General features: G+C 42.7%; 13 protein-coding genes and 1 riboswitch. Of the genes, 1 reads left to right on the top strand and 12 read right to left on the bottom strand.

Features of this window, described 5'->3' with window-relative positions; all coding sequences use genetic code 11:
- Window positions 1–180 precede the first annotated feature (180 nt).
- The 4 genes from pulA to H8S88_RS03155 all read right to left on the bottom strand — a co-directional run bounded on the left by pulA (window position 181) and on the right by H8S88_RS03155 (window position 6,140).
- Window positions 181–2,478 carry a type I pullulanase gene (gene pulA, locus H8S88_RS03170; protein WP_236127911.1) on the bottom strand — a complete coding sequence of 766 codons (2,298 nt, stop codon included), beginning with the start codon at window positions 2,476–2,478 and terminating at the stop codon, window positions 181–183.
- A 76-nt stretch (window positions 2,479–2,554) separates the two neighbouring features.
- Window positions 2,555–3,523: a diacylglycerol kinase family lipid kinase gene (locus H8S88_RS03165; RefSeq protein WP_125336048.1), complete on the bottom strand. Its 969-nt coding sequence runs from the start codon at window positions 3,521–3,523 to the stop codon at window positions 2,555–2,557.
- An 8-nt stretch (window positions 3,524–3,531) separates the two neighbouring features.
- On the bottom strand, window positions 3,532–5,490 hold the full coding sequence (gene ligA / locus H8S88_RS03160; RefSeq protein ID WP_125336047.1) for an NAD-dependent DNA ligase LigA: 1,959 nt from the start codon (window positions 5,488–5,490) through the stop codon (window positions 3,532–3,534).
- Between the two features lie 140 nt (window positions 5,491–5,630).
- Entirely contained in the window at window positions 5,631–6,140 is a 510-nt protein-coding gene (locus H8S88_RS03155) for a QueT transporter family protein (protein WP_048688111.1), read from the bottom strand.
- Window positions 6,138–6,273, bottom strand: a riboswitch (PreQ1 riboswitch). (Overlaps the previous gene by 3 nt.)
- A gap of 28 nt (window positions 6,274–6,301) precedes the next feature.
- On the opposite strand from H8S88_RS03155, the gene H8S88_RS03150 reads away from it, so the two are divergent.
- Window positions 6,302–6,739 carry a GtrA family protein gene (locus tag H8S88_RS03150; protein WP_048688108.1) on the top strand — a complete coding sequence of 146 codons (438 nt, stop codon included), beginning with the start codon at window positions 6,302–6,304 and terminating at the stop codon, window positions 6,737–6,739.
- 55 nt (window positions 6,740–6,794) lie between these two features.
- Here H8S88_RS03150 and H8S88_RS03145 read toward each other — a convergent pair whose 3' ends face one another.
- The 8 genes from H8S88_RS03145 to copZ all read right to left on the bottom strand — a co-directional run bounded on the left by H8S88_RS03145 (window position 6,795) and on the right by copZ (window position 13,556).
- On the bottom strand, window positions 6,795–7,502 hold the full coding sequence (locus H8S88_RS03145) for a B3/B4 domain-containing protein (RefSeq protein ID WP_125336046.1): 708 nt from the start codon (window positions 7,500–7,502) through the stop codon (window positions 6,795–6,797).
- Complete coding sequence (locus tag H8S88_RS03140) at window positions 7,499–7,963, bottom strand: MarR family winged helix-turn-helix transcriptional regulator (RefSeq protein ID WP_048688103.1); 465 nt, start codon at window positions 7,961–7,963, stop codon at window positions 7,499–7,501. Before H8S88_RS03140 ends, H8S88_RS03145 begins: the two co-directional genes overlap by 4 nt.
- 116 nt (window positions 7,964–8,079) lie before the next feature.
- Entirely contained in the window at window positions 8,080–9,048 is a 969-nt protein-coding gene (locus tag H8S88_RS03135; RefSeq protein ID WP_048789125.1) for a YihY/virulence factor BrkB family protein, read from the bottom strand.
- 88 nt (window positions 9,049–9,136) lie between these two features.
- A complete protein-coding gene (locus tag H8S88_RS03130) occupies window positions 9,137–9,997 on the bottom strand; it encodes a methionyl aminopeptidase (protein ID WP_048789126.1) in 861 nt (286 codons plus the stop codon).
- Window positions 9,998–10,015: 18 nt separating this feature from the next.
- Window positions 10,016–11,293, bottom strand: coding sequence for a CBS-HotDog domain-containing transcription factor SpxR (gene spxR / locus H8S88_RS03125; protein ID WP_006596063.1), 1,278 nt, complete (start codon window positions 11,291–11,293; stop codon window positions 10,016–10,018).
- Window positions 11,286–11,837 (bottom strand): GNAT family N-acetyltransferase, encoded by a 552-nt coding sequence (locus H8S88_RS03120; protein ID WP_236127910.1) that lies wholly within the window; start codon window positions 11,835–11,837, stop codon window positions 11,286–11,288. The genes spxR and H8S88_RS03120 overlap by 8 nt, the downstream gene beginning before the upstream one ends.
- 12 nt (window positions 11,838–11,849) lie before the next feature.
- Window positions 11,850–13,112 (bottom strand): UDP-N-acetylglucosamine 1-carboxyvinyltransferase, encoded by a 1,263-nt coding sequence (locus H8S88_RS03115; protein ID WP_236127909.1) that lies wholly within the window; start codon window positions 13,110–13,112, stop codon window positions 11,850–11,852.
- 237 nt (window positions 13,113–13,349) lie between these two features.
- The gene (gene copZ / locus H8S88_RS03110) at window positions 13,350–13,556 is read right to left on the bottom strand and encodes a copper chaperone CopZ (RefSeq protein ID WP_236127908.1); all 207 of its coding nucleotides are present in this window, start codon (window positions 13,554–13,556) and stop codon (window positions 13,350–13,352) included.
- Window positions 13,557–13,603: the final 47 nt, after the last annotated feature.

The following is a 13,603-nucleotide window of genomic DNA, read 5'->3' as shown; positions in this document are numbered from 1 at the left end:
TGGGACAGAAATCGGTAATTCGTTAGAATTCGATTTCGTCGTCACACCTCCGCACAGTTGAGTAGGGCTGTAAAAGCTGATGAAATCAGCGTAGTAGAGCCCACTCAACCACTGCGTCTTGCTCGACAATCCAAAGACAATTGAGAGGCTAGGACTTTTGTCCCAGCCTCATTTTTTTGTTTATTTCTTCCATTCAAAGATGGAAGCTGTTAAATTCTCAACATAGAATGGACGTTTATTTCGACTATTTCCAACAAGGAGCTCAAGATGATCTGCGTTCTGGAGATAGAATGGTAGTCCACTGGTGTTAAAAATGACATAGTAGTGTTTGTCCCAATTTAATTCAAAGACAACAACACCACTGCCCATATCTGCTGTATGCACGAAGACATGTTGGTAGATTTCCTCATAAGATTCAAGGGACAAGGCAGGCAGGGTCTTCTTCAAATGAATCAATTGGCGAACATAGTCAACAGTATCCTTATTTACAGACACTAGATTCCAGTCGACTTGGTTGACAGCATCAGGTGCATTATAAGAATTCATGGCCCGTTCTCGATCTTTAGGTGTCACTTCCCCATCTTCGCCCGTTGCAACTAGTTTGGTTCGTAGGAACTCTTGTCCAACCTGCATAAAGGCCATCCCTTGGAAGAGGAGATTCATGGCTGTCGCCATTTCTACCTGCTTCTTAATTTTTTCCTGAGAATCATTTGGATGGACATAAGAAAGCAAATCGTAGAGGTTGTAATTGTCATGGGCTTCTACATAGTTGAGGACCTGACTTGGAGTTAGGAATGATCCCAACTCTGCACTTCCCAGAACGGAACGCGCAATGATGTCTTCTGTAGACTTGCGACTGACATACCCACGTTTAATGGATCCGAAGACTTCAGCTCCCTTAATGGCATCTCGAGAGGTATCATTAAAGAAACCGACTTGGGCCATTTGATAAGCATTGTCCTTTTTGGCCTTATCTTCTGGAGCCAACCCTGTCCCCATATCCCAACCTTCTCCATAAAGGAGAATCCGTGGATCAATCGCGTCCATGGCTTCACGGATTTCATTCATAGTATCCACATCGTGAATCCCCATTAAGTCAAAGCGGAAACCGTCAATCTTATATTCTGTTACCCAATACGTCAAGGAATCAATCATGAATTTGCGGTACATCTCATGCTCACTGGCCGTCTCATTCCCAACTCCTGTACCATTTTGGAAGGATCCATTTGGATTCATCCGGTAGTAATAATCAGGAACGGTTGTTTGGAAAGCTCCTTCTTCTGTCGAATAGATATGATTATAGACCACATCCATGACTACCGAAATACCCGCTTCATGATAGGCGTGTATCATTTCTTTTAACTCACGCATGGTGGTCTTAGGGTCGTGAGGTTTGGTCGAGTAACTAGTCTCTGGAGCAGAGTAATTCTGCACATCATAGCCCCAATTATAGAGGACATTCCCGTCTTCATCATAGGTCTTATAGCGGTCGGTCACTGGTTGCAGTTGAACTACATTGACCCCTAATTCCTTGATATAGTCAAAGGCTGTGGCATCTCCTTGGGCGTTCTTCGTCCCAGTCTGGTGAGCTCCTCGGTAGGTTCCTCGATAGGCTTCATCCACCCCGGAAGTCGGAGAGATGGTCAAATCCCGGACATGCATTTCATAGACAACCGCCTGACAAGGATTATCCAGACGCCAGTCAGCCTTTTCATAAGCTTCTGACTGAAAGGCAGGGAAGATGCAATCCTGATGAGAAAGAATGGCAGACTTTTTCCCATTTTCACTGGTAGCGATCGTATAAGGATCACGCGCAATCTCTGTGTGGTAATCAAAATAAACCTTATACTGATAGGCTAGTCCACTGAGGTTTCCCATGACATCCGCATACCAGACACCACAGTTATTGCGAACATGGTCGCTAGATTCTCTCTGACCACGAACCATTGGGACAATCTTCCAGACCTTGCTGTCATTGGCTACAGAATCATAGATGAGAAGGTCTACTTTATTGGCAGTAGGCGCCCAAAGTTTAAAGCGGTAATCATCATCTTGCTGGCGATATCCCAACCAACCCTGATAGCCCCATTTGGCATCAAATTCTTGATAGTGCGTCGCCATATCAAAAGCGCGTGGCTTCCGACGGCTGTATTCATGACTGGTCATTGCAGCCTGCAAGGAATAATAAACGGTGTCATCTCCTTGAATCAACCAGACTTCCCGCACTTTCCCTTCTGGTAAAAGCTCAATATGGTATTCATCCGACTGACTAAGCCAGTTTCCTTCCTTGATGATGACATGGCCAATGTGTTGAGGTGTCTCACAGTTATAAACTAGGAGCCCCTCAACTCCAAAATAATCGAGCTTGGAGAAAGAGACTTCCTCTCCCCATACTCCTTCATGCCACTTCCACATATCACGGGCAAAATAATCACCTACGGGATGATGGTAGTGGATTTTCACTTGATACTGATGCATCGTATTGTATTTCCTATTTCCTAATTAACTATGTATGAAGAAACTGGCATTACCCACTCTCAGCAATGATTCTCCATTATTCTTCTGATTTATATTCTGAACGGACCAGAGCATCGTCATTAATTTCATCGATGTTGGCAAAAAATTCTAAGTGATTGTGGAAAACTTCCAGTTCTACCGGTGTATCTCCGCCGTATTCGCCGTCTAAATTAATCTTGAACTCTTCTTTCTGATCCAAAACTTCAATTTTTAATTTAGAGGTTTTGAGGTATTCAATATTTGAATCATTAACGTGTTTCCCACCATTTACAGCTTGCATAATGAGAGACAGCATTTCAAATAATTTAGCTGTTTTGACTAAGATCAAGGTAAAGTTCCCATCATCAAGTTTAGCATCTGGTGCCACACTTTCAAAGCCACCGATTGAATTGGTCAAAGCCACGAAGACAAGAGAAACTGGTCCAACATAGACCCCATTGTCGTGTTCAATCCGTACCTTGCGGGTTTTATTTTTAGGAAATTTTTTCACAGCTTCGGCCACATAAGCAAAGTAGCCATAGCGTGATTTCACTTCACTTGGAACGCTAAAGGTTAATTCGGACAAGGTTCCTGCGGCAGCAATATTGATAAAATATTTACTTCCGTAAGCACGGCCAATATCCATTTGAATAGTTTGGTTCTTCTCAATGATCCGTGCAGCTGCGACTGGGTCTCCCATTGGAATCTTCAGTGCACGAGCATAATCGTTGGTTGTTCCAGTTGGAATAAAAGCCATCTTTGGACGGTGTTCCAAGCTAGCAACCCCATTAACAACCTCATTAATGGTCCCATCTCCTCCTGCAGCAACGATCAAATCAAAACCGGCTTTTGCAGCCCGTTCTGCTTCTAACTGGGCTGATAAGGGTTCAGGAGTGGTCTGATAGGCACTTGTTTCGTAGCCTACATCCTCTAACACATCCAAGACTTCTGCGATGTTCTTTTTAATGATTTCCTGACCAGAAGTCGGATTATATATCACTCGTGCTTTTTTAATCTTATTTTCCATACATGCCTCTATAAACTTTCAAGCCAGGCTTCATCCTGTATTTCAATCGATAATTCCTGCGCTTTGCTTAATTTACTTCCCGCATCGCTACCTGCAACTAATAGGTCTGTTTTCTTGGACACGGAGCCTGTGACTTTAGCCCCTAAGGCTTCTAATTTAGCCTTAGCTTCCGAACGTGTCAGACGTTCCAGTTTACCGGTTAAGACAACTGTTTTACCAGACAATGGTGCATCTGCCGCAACCTTTTGACCTAGGTAATCTAAGTTTACCCCAGCTTCCTTAAGCTCTTCTAAAAGTAGTTGAGAACCTTCTAAAGCAAAGTAACGCTTGAGACTTTCAGCAACCACCATTCCTAAACTGTCTATCGCCGCAATCTTTTCAACCTCTGCATCTGCTATAGCTGGAATGGAATGGAATTCCTGTAGCAAGAGCTGGCTAACCTTACTTCCCACATGACGAATTCCCAGACCAAACAATAGTTTTTCAGCAGAATTCCCCTTTGATGTCTGGATAGCGTCTACTAATTTCTGGGCAGATTTTTCTTTAAATCCATCCAATTGTAAGAGATCATCCACGGTCAGGCGATAAATACCTGCTACATCTTGAACCAGTTCTTTAGCAAACAGTTTTTCAACCACTGCTGGCCCCAAGCCTGTAATGTTCATGGCATCTCGGCTAGCAAAGTGGGCGAGTCCTTCTTTTATTTGAGCCGGACAGCGGGGATTGATACAACGCAAGGCCACTTCATCTTCAAAATGAAGGAGCTCGCTCTGACAACTCGGACAGTGACTTGGAATCTCCAATCGCTCTTCCGATACTCGTTTATCCATGACAACACGCAAGACAGCTGGGATAATGTCCCCGGCCTTATAAACAATGACCGTATCATCCTTGCGAATATCTTTCTCAGCAATGTAATCCACATTATGGAGAGTAGCTCGACTAACCGTCGTCCCTGCCAACTGAACTGGCGTCAAATTAGCCGTTGGTGTCACCACTCCAGTCCGACCGACTGTCCAATCAACTGACAAGAGTTTTGCTTCCTTCTCCTCAGCTGGGAATTTGTATGCCACTGCCCATTTGGGAGCCTTGACGGTAAAACCAAGTTCTTCTTGAACAGCTAGATCATTTACTTTTATCACGACCCCGTCAATATCATAAGGAAGCTGGTCTCGCATGGCTGCCACTTCTTGAATATTGGTCCAAACTTGCTCGATACTAGTCGCTGTCTTGTGATGAGGATTGACGACAAAACCGAGGCGGTTTAATTTGGCTAATACCTTCTCTTGGGTCGCTTGATCAGTAGGACTAGCTTCCTGGTAGAGGAAGGTCGCGAGCTTACGCTCCGCAACAATCTTCGTATCCAACTGTCTAAGAGTACCGGCTGCCGCATTTCGAGGATTCGCAAACTCTGCCTCTCCATTTTCTTGGCGGGACAAATTTACGGCATCAAAAGACGCACGGGGCATATAACATTCTCCGCGAACAGTTAATGTAAGAGGTTCCGGTAAGACTAGAGGAATATCGCGAACTCGCTTAAGGTTTTCGGTGATATTTTCTCCAATGCTCCCATCCCCCCGTGTAGCACCAGTTTCGAGGACACCATCGACATAAGAAAGTGAAATAGATAGGCCATCTATTTTTAACTCACATACATAGGTGACAGATGGAAATTCCTTGCGAACCCGTTGGTCAAAGGTCACCAATTCTTCATAAGAAAAGGCATCCTGCAAGCTATAAAGTGGGTAAGTATGCTGGTATTTTTCAAACCCTTTGAGAATGGTTCCTCCGACTCGATGAGTTGGACTATTGGGTTGAACCAATTCTGGATGGGCTTCTTCTAATTCTACAAGTTCTCGGTATAGACGATCATATTCTTGATCAGATACCGAGGGAGCATCTTTGGTATAATATTCTTCCGCATATTGGTTGAGTAGATTTACTAACTCTTTTATTCTGGTTTCCATACTTCTATTTTACCATAAAAACGCTTTACTGTGGCCTGTTTGACTACTTCCCACTAGAAAAAAAGCATTTTTTTACTACCCGGCCGAAATCCTATTTCAATGAGCAAAAAAAGCCTGAAGCAAGGCTTCAGACTCTTAATTTATTGAGTTAAATCAATATGATTTGAAATTCGTTTGATCAGAATCGCTCCGACAATCAGAGAAGCGAATTCACCCAAACCAGTAGTCAACCAATTCAAGAAGAATGGTGTTTCGTTTATAATATGCAATTCTAAGGCAATCGTGAACATAGAGAGGGCAAAGAAAATTGAAAATAAGAAATGATCCTTGCGAATCCATCCATTAAAGAGCTCTTCCTTTTCAAATCGTTTAAATAGGTAAACCCCAAGTGTTACGAAGACCAAGGTAGATCCACCACCAACGATCAAATCGATAATTCCATAACTCATGAAGTTAGAAATCATACACCCAATGGTAACAGACCAAATGTATTTTCGGTTGTAGAAAGCCATGAAGTTGAGCATTTCAGAAACACGGAATTGGATCTCGTTGCTTCCGATGGCATTCAACGGGGGCGTAATGGTCAAGGCCACATAGAGAGCTGCAACTAGGGCAATCTGTGCCAAGTCACGAACAGTATAGTTTTTCATCGTTTTCTCCTTTAGCGGTTTTCCCGCGTATAATATGCTTGGTGAAAGAAGCTAAGCACCAAGGGTTGATCTTTGCCGATGACCCAAACTAATAGATTTCAAAGCAGCAAATCAACTTTATAAGTATAGCATAAATAAGGAAATTATGATAGACTAATTGTATGAAAAAACTACTTAATCGAATCTTTGATAATGAAATCTTAGCCTACCTGATTTTTGGTGTTGCTACAACGATTGTTTCTGTTGCTACTCGGCTGATTGTTTTCCAACTGACAGACCAGGAACAATTAGCTACCTTGATTGGAAATATTGCAGGAATTCTTTTTGCCTTTGCTACCAATGATACGATTGTCTTTAAACAAGAAAGAAAAGGCTGGTTGAAACGGTTGATTGTTTTCTCTTTTGCTAGAATGGGAACTCTCGTGCTGGACCTCCTGATGACCACCATCTTTGTAACCCAGTATCCGCAAATCATTGGTCAGTTCGTCAATATGAATCGGACGGCAATTAATACCATCGAAACCTTTGCCGCCCAATTTATGATTGTCATTTTGAACTATGTCTTTAGCAAACTGTTTGTCTTCCGAAATAAGAAATAAGCTCCAAATAACCAAGAAAAACCGTCAGAACCTTTATGGTCTCTGACGGTATTTTTTATACTTCCAGACTAGCTTCTTGGGCACTCAAATAAGAGATTTTTCCTTCCACACCAAAATAGTCCTTGACCAAGCCTTTTAATTCGTCCATCGCTTCTTTGGCCCGTTCTGCTTGTTCTTCAGTCACTGCCTCCATCACAAGAATAGCCTGACGCGTTTCTTCTGTCAACATGGTTCTTTGGGCTTCCCGCCAGTTTAAACAACGACAAACAGCACCTTCTTGATCATAATAAATGATCTCTTCCGGCAAAGCCGGAGCGTCTTCCTCAGCTCCTAGCGGGAAGAATGGCTCTCCCCCCTTAGCTTTTCCTAAGGATAAGCCTCCAGCTAACTTTTCCATATCCTCACCACCACAGGGGATAGCATAGGCTAGCGAAACACTATTGTAGAGATCAACCAAAGGATTAATGGGATAAAACTCCCGTCCTTGCGACACACGTTTCAATAAGGCTTCGATTGACGAACGTGCACCTTTTTTGGTCTTAAATTTGGTAAAAGCCTGTCGCCATTCCTGAACGACTGGACTAGCAGTGAACTGATCTTCATCAATATATTCTTTTGATCGTGCGACTCCCTTGTCGAGCAGATCCTTAAAATAAGGATCCTTGCTCTCGTCAACATGATTGTCGATACCTTCTACTGTCATCACCACTACTTTTGCTTGGGGAAACAAATCCCAAAATGCTTGATCTACTGTAAATTTCATTTCTTTACCTCACTATAGTTTCTTTTTTGACCTTTTTTCACTTGCTCCCAATCCGCTGCTACGTTTTCTCTCATTTTAGCAAGCCATTCTTCTAATTGAAGGATTTCTGCCTTTGAAAAACCTTTTAAGGCAGTGTTCTCAGAATAAGCATGCTCAGCAAGGATAAAAGGATAAAGTGCTTGACCCTTTTCCGTCAGGATCCATTTTTTTATCTTTTGATTGGAAGGATCATTTAATTCTCGGATAAATCCTTTATCAGCTAATTTTTTAACAGAGCGGGCTACTGTTGAGCGGTCCACTTTTAATAAATCGGATAACTCCTCTTGAATAATTCCTGGTTGCTCCCCAATCCGTACTAAATATAGGTATTGGCCTCTTGCCAGTTCCAAGTCTCGGAACTCAATATTGGCAATCGAATCTAAGGCTCGGGCTATGATGCCAATCTCTCTTAGAACCTTCATCTGCTCCTCCTTTCCTTTATAAGGAGTCTATCACATTTTTGTTGCAAATGCAACTAAATATACCTAAAACAAAAAGCCGGCTGAAAACCGGCTTGTTCCTATTTTATTCTTTAACATCACTCCTGATTTTTTCTCAAGTTTTTAAGATGGAAACGACGCTTGAATGACGCCTCTTTTTGGTGAAAAGCTACCTTAGAAGACTTGTACTTGGCTACCACATCCCCATCTTTTGTTTCAAATCTCGCTTCAATCGCATATTGAATACTAGCATTTAAGATACAGCCAATAATCAACACCTTAGCTACCAGGATAAACCAGAACATAATGACCGCTAAAAGGACTGACCCGAAGAAACGAGCATCTAGGAAACTCGTGATGTAGTGGTCGACATATTTCCAGAAAATATTCAAGGTCAAATAAAGGACTGCCGTCACAAAGATGGCTCCCGGAAAGACATAGCGAAACTTAGGAATTTTGATATTGGGTAGGGTGTAATAGAGCAAGAGCAAGGTTAAAAAGAGCAGGAAGTAAACCGAAGGTCCTGAAATATTTAAGAGGCGAAGGTAGATACTTTCGTCAAACTTGAAAATTTCATAGACGGAACGAATAATCATACGGCCAAACATGGTCAAAACCAGAGATAGACCGAACAGACCTTGCAGAGCAAAACTAATCAAAATACTGAAGATTCTCGCCCAGATAATCCCCCTCTCCTTCTCCACTCCATAACTTTTATTGAAGGCTCTCTGCAGGTAAGCGATACACTGTGAGGAGACCCATAAAGCCGAAATGATGGAGAAACTCAGCAAACCAGTAGACGGCTTGGTAAGCACTGATGAAATCACTTGCAAGACAATGCGGTACATGGAAGCAGGTAATACTTCACGCAAGGTTAGCAAAATCTGAGTCGGACGAATCTGGAAGTAAGGAAGGATATTGGCTGCAATCAACAATAAAGGGAGAATGGAAATCAATAAATAATAGGCCACTGCTATACTTGTGATGTCCGATTCAGAGGCCATATAAAAGCGCAAGAACCCCTTAATAAACGGTCGTTGGCCTAGCCATTTTAGAAACTTTTTCATATCTATCCTCCCCTAAACAAAGTCATAAAAAGAGAAAAGAGCGAAACCGTTATTTATCTTCAGCTCCATTCTTTCCTCTCTACTTGTTTTAATAGGTTCCTTCTTCGCCTTGACTGGTCAAAATAACCGGTCCATCTTTAGTAATAACAAACTGATGTTCGTACTGACAAGAAAGTCCACCGTCAAGGGTTTTGTGGGCCCAACCTGTCTTCATATCGGTATCGATTTCCCAAGTTCCGGTATTAATCATTGGTTCAATGGTGAGTACCATCCCTTCACGTAAGCGCAAGCCACGTCCTGCACGTCCGTAATGAGGCACCATTGGTTCTTCATGCATAGTTGGTCCTACACCGTGACCGACCAAATCGCGTACTACACCATAGCCTTTGCTTTCAGCATATTCTTGAATCGCTGCTCCAATATCACCCAGACGATTTCCGACAACCGCTTGTTCAATCCCCTTATAGAGACATTCCTTGGTGACATCCATGAGATCTTTGACCTCTTGGGAAACATTACCAACTGCATAGGCCCAACAAGAATCAGCCAAACCACCAGAGTAGTTTTCTGTATACTTTTTCACCTGTGCAACATTATCAAAGTCTAATTTTGAGACATCAACAACAGACTTGTCTAAGGGTTCAGACAAGACCATATCCACCTTTAAGAGGTCACCGTCTTTTAAGACATAGTGACGAGGAAAGGCGTGAGCCACTTCATCATTGATCCCACAACAAGTCGCATAGGGATAGTCCATCAAGCTTCCTTCTACACCGATCTGAAGGGGCAAGACGTTGGCTTCTTTACAGCGACGTCGAACATACTCTTCGACTTCCCACAGATCGAGACCTGGTTTGATCAAATCCCGAAGGCCAATATGGATACTAGCAAGAAAGTCTCCTGCACGGTCCATGGCTTCGATTTCACGCTGTGATTTCAATGTAATCATCTATTTCCTACTTCCATTCTAATTAATTTTCAAAGTGACGGTGGCCTTCGTAACTAACTGCAGATTCAAGTACAAATCAAAATCTATAATAGCCGATCGTCTAGTCTGGCGAACAATACGCGTTTCAATCCGCAAGGTATCGTCCACTTGAACAGCTTGGAGGTAATAGACCAAGAGCTGTTCGATAATTAAATTTTTTCCAGAATTCATCATGAGCTGGCGAGTGACTGTTGTTAGAACTTCAGTGAGAACGCCATTCGAGAGAACACCACTCTTTTCTAACATACTCGGTTCAACCGTCAATTCAAAATGATTGGCTTGAAGAACTACTTTTTGACTGATTTGTTCACTAAAGGTTGGCAAGCCCGACAATTGCTCCTTGCTCATCCGGTCCATGACCGCACGACGAGTAATAACCCCTAATAGGGTCTGATTGCTGCGAATAACAGGGATCATCTCAAAATCTTCTGCAATCATGCGTTGACTGACATTGGCGATACTAGAGGATAGGTTTGTCGTAAAAACGCTACGGGACATGACCTTGTCCAGAGTTGTCTGGGGTGTCTTGTCTCCGGCATCTCGCATGGTCACCACTCCAACAACCATCTGGTGCTGATTGACGACAGGAAAACGACTAAACCGGCTTTTTCTTACCAAGTCCAAATAATCTCGTACGGTATCTGTTTCCCGTAAAAAACCATATTCATGCATAGGCGAATAGACTTGTTCGACCGTTAGAATATCTGTTTTAATTTGCATGTTGGCGAGAGCACGGTTGATCATGGTCGCCACGGTATAGGTATCATGCTTGGTACGTAAGATAGGAGTTTGACCACTGCGACCCAGTTCCAAAATAGAAGGATCGACGTCAAAGCCACCGGTTACAAGAACAGCATTGTCGTGTTGGAGGGCCAGACGCTGGATATTGGTCCGGTCTCCCACAATGAGGAGTCCACCTTCAGAGACATAATCTAAAATATGCTCTTCTGTCATGGCCCCGATATAAAACTTGTTGAACTCTCGTTCTAGCCCTTCTTTTCCTGCCAAGACTTCCGAACCGGTAATTTCTACAATCTCTCGGAAAGTCAGATGTTCTAGGACTGCCTTTTTGGACTTGACACGAACTGTCCCACTACGAGGTCTCGTTTCAACAATTCCACGATTTTCAGCTTCTTTAATGGCCCGATAGGCGGTCCCATCACTCACCTGCAAATAATTCGAGATACTTCTCACACTGACACGTTTGCCAATGGGTAGTTTCTCCAAATAATCTAAAATCGCTTGGTGTTTACTCATTGAGATCTCCTCTATCTATGCAGAACTCGTAATAATCCCGCATCTTTCGGGTATAGCGGTCACTTCCCTTGAATTGCCGTTTCAAACTATAACCGGCATGTAAAGCCACCTGTTGACTGGCTATATTTTCAACATGGGTAATGATTCGGACTTGTTTGAGATGAAATTCCTGGAAGGACAAGAAGGTAATCTCTTTGACAACCTCTGTCATGAAGCCTTGACCCCAATAGTCCTTGTGTAAGAAATAACCAAGTTCAGCTTCTTTCTTAATTTCATCCAACTTTTCAAACTTAATCGATCCAATCACACGGTCTGTTCCCTTGTCACAAATCGCCCATATTCCCAAAGGATTCTTTAGAAAATAATTGGCCAAGACATACTGGCATTCCTCTAGGGACGTTTGTGCTGGGAAAATAAAAGGCAAATTCTCTGGATTGGAGGATATGGCATAAAAGTCAGCCGCATCACTATATAGAAAGGGCCTCAAGAAGAGGCGCTCTGTTTCAAAACATGAAAATGCTGCTAGTTGCGTCCAAATGTTCATAAAAATCGTTCGTTATGCTTCATCAATCAGCTCGATGTCAGCTCCCAATTGTTGCAATTTTTCAATAATATGCGAATAGCCGCGAAGGATAAACTCAATATTGGTAATCTCCGTTCTACCCTGAGCCATCAAACCGGCAATCACCAAGGCAGCCCCTGCACGCAAGTCTGTCGCCTTAACTGGAGCTCCTGTTAATTGGTTTGGTCCTTGGTAAACAATGTGATCACCAACTGTTTCAATGGTCGCTCCCATGCGCATCAGTTCAGCCACATGGTTGACCCGCTTTTGATAAATAGTATCTACGATGCTTCCCTTTCCATTAGCTGTCAAGAGCAATGGAGTCAAGGGTTGTTGCAAATCAGTTGCAAATCCAGGGTAAGGAGAGGTTTTAATGTGAACAGCTTTCAGATTTTCTTGCTTTTCAACAAACACACTATCCTCAGAAATGGTCATCCGAACACCCATTTCTTCCAGCTTAGCGATAAAGCTTTCCAAGTGTTCATAAAGGACATTGTTGATTTGAATCCCTTCTCCAACAGCTGCAGCAAGGGCGATATAGGTCCCTGCTTCGATGCGATCTGGAATCACTTGGTGACGTGTCCCGTGGAGAAAGTCTACTCCTTCAATCGTAATGATATCTGTACCTGCGCCACGAATGTGAGCCCCCATATTATTGAGGAGGGTCACGACGTCAATAATCTCAGGTTCACGAGCAGCGTTTTCAATAACAGTACGACCTTCCGCTTTAACAGCCGCTAGAATGGTATTAATAGTTGCTCCAACGCTAACCGTATCCATATAGATAGCTGCGCCATGGAGACGCTCCCCATTTGTGGAAAGGTTCATACTCGAACCATCCATGGTCATCTTAGCGCCCATCGCCTCAAAGGCTTTCAAATGCAGATCAATGGGACGTGGACCTAAATCACATCCCCCTGGTAAACCTACAGTTGCCTGGCCATAACGTCCCAAAAGACTTCCGTAGAAATAGTAAGAAGCGCGAAGACTGTTGATCTTTCCAAATGGCATTGGCATATCTTGTACACCACGCGGATCGATAATAAGAGTCTCCCCATCTCGCTCCACCTTTGCCCCCATGAGGTTCATAATGTCAATCAAGCTAGCCACATCTGAAATATCTGGAACACCATCAAGGGTCACAATTTCGTCTGCTAAAATAGTTGCTGGAATGAGGGCCACCACACTATTTTTTGCACCACTAATGGTCACCTCACCTTTTAATGAGCGACCACCATTAATTATAATTTTTTTCATGTAAATTTGTATAAGCTCTTTCAATCATTCGGTAAAAAATTACCGCATCTATTATATCATAAAAACGCTTCATTTTCCACTACTTCTTATCTTTTGATCGGTCTATCCAATCCTTAGAAAACATCAACTATATGTTTTACTATTTTTTTATAATTTTGCTTGCAAGCCTAATTTATTTATGTGTTCTCTTGTTGTTTTTTTAAAAAGGCAGCCCTTTTCGGACCGCCTTTTCTGACTTTATTTCACTTCATTTCCTAGTTCGTATTTACTGCCTTTTAGAGCTCGGCTCAAGGACCATTTCCAAGGTTTCCCCTCAATGGTTACTTGATGCTTTTCTATATCGACACTTACTTCTTCCACACCTTTTACTGCGGATAATTTTTCAGTGACAGCATTGGCACAACCTTGGCATTTCATTCCACTAATTTCGTATGTTTTTGACATAATTATTTTCCTTTCTTTTACTCGAGGAGGTAACTTTTCTCCTAGTT

This window comes from Streptococcus sp. GS001, assembly GCF_021595565.1.
Taxonomy (GTDB): domain Bacteria; phylum Bacillota; class Bacilli; order Lactobacillales; family Streptococcaceae; genus Streptococcus; species Streptococcus xiaochunlingii.
This window is presented reverse-complemented; position numbering and strand designations above follow the sequence as displayed.

Excerpts from the sequence above, each read along its gene's own strand:
- pulA (WP_236127911.1), bottom strand. The coding sequence starts at position 2,478 with ATGCATCAGTATCAAGTGAAAATCCACTACCATCATCCCGTAGGTGAT.
- H8S88_RS03165 (WP_125336048.1), bottom strand. The coding sequence starts at position 3,523 with ATGGAAAATAAGATTAAAAAAGCACGAGTGATATATAATCCGACTTCT.
- ligA (WP_125336047.1), bottom strand. The coding sequence starts at position 5,490 with ATGGAAACCAGAATAAAAGAGTTAGTAAATCTACTCAACCAATATGCG.
- H8S88_RS03155 (WP_048688111.1), bottom strand. The coding sequence starts at position 6,140 with ATGAAAAACTATACTGTTCGTGACTTGGCACAGATTGCCCTAGTTGCA.
- H8S88_RS03150 (WP_048688108.1), top strand. The coding sequence starts at position 6,302 with ATGAAAAAACTACTTAATCGAATCTTTGATAATGAAATCTTAGCCTAC.
- H8S88_RS03145 (WP_125336046.1), bottom strand. The coding sequence starts at position 7,502 with ATGAAATTTACAGTAGATCAAGCATTTTGGGATTTGTTTCCCCAAGCA.
- H8S88_RS03140 (WP_048688103.1), bottom strand. The coding sequence starts at position 7,963 with ATGAAGGTTCTAAGAGAGATTGGCATCATAGCCCGAGCCTTAGATTCG.
- H8S88_RS03135 (WP_048789125.1), bottom strand. The coding sequence starts at position 9,048 with ATGAAAAAGTTTCTAAAATGGCTAGGCCAACGACCGTTTATTAAGGGG.
- H8S88_RS03130 (WP_048789126.1), bottom strand. The coding sequence starts at position 9,997 with ATGATTACATTGAAATCACAGCGTGAAATCGAAGCCATGGACCGTGCA.
- spxR (WP_006596063.1), bottom strand. The coding sequence starts at position 11,293 with ATGAGTAAACACCAAGCGATTTTAGATTATTTGGAGAAACTACCCATT.
- H8S88_RS03120 (WP_236127910.1), bottom strand. The coding sequence starts at position 11,837 with ATGAACATTTGGACGCAACTAGCAGCATTTTCATGTTTTGAAACAGAG.
- H8S88_RS03115 (WP_236127909.1), bottom strand. The coding sequence starts at position 13,112 with ATGAAAAAAATTATAATTAATGGTGGTCGCTCATTAAAAGGTGAGGTG.
- copZ (WP_236127908.1), bottom strand. The coding sequence starts at position 13,556 with ATGTCAAAAACATACGAAATTAGTGGAATGAAATGCCAAGGTTGTGCC.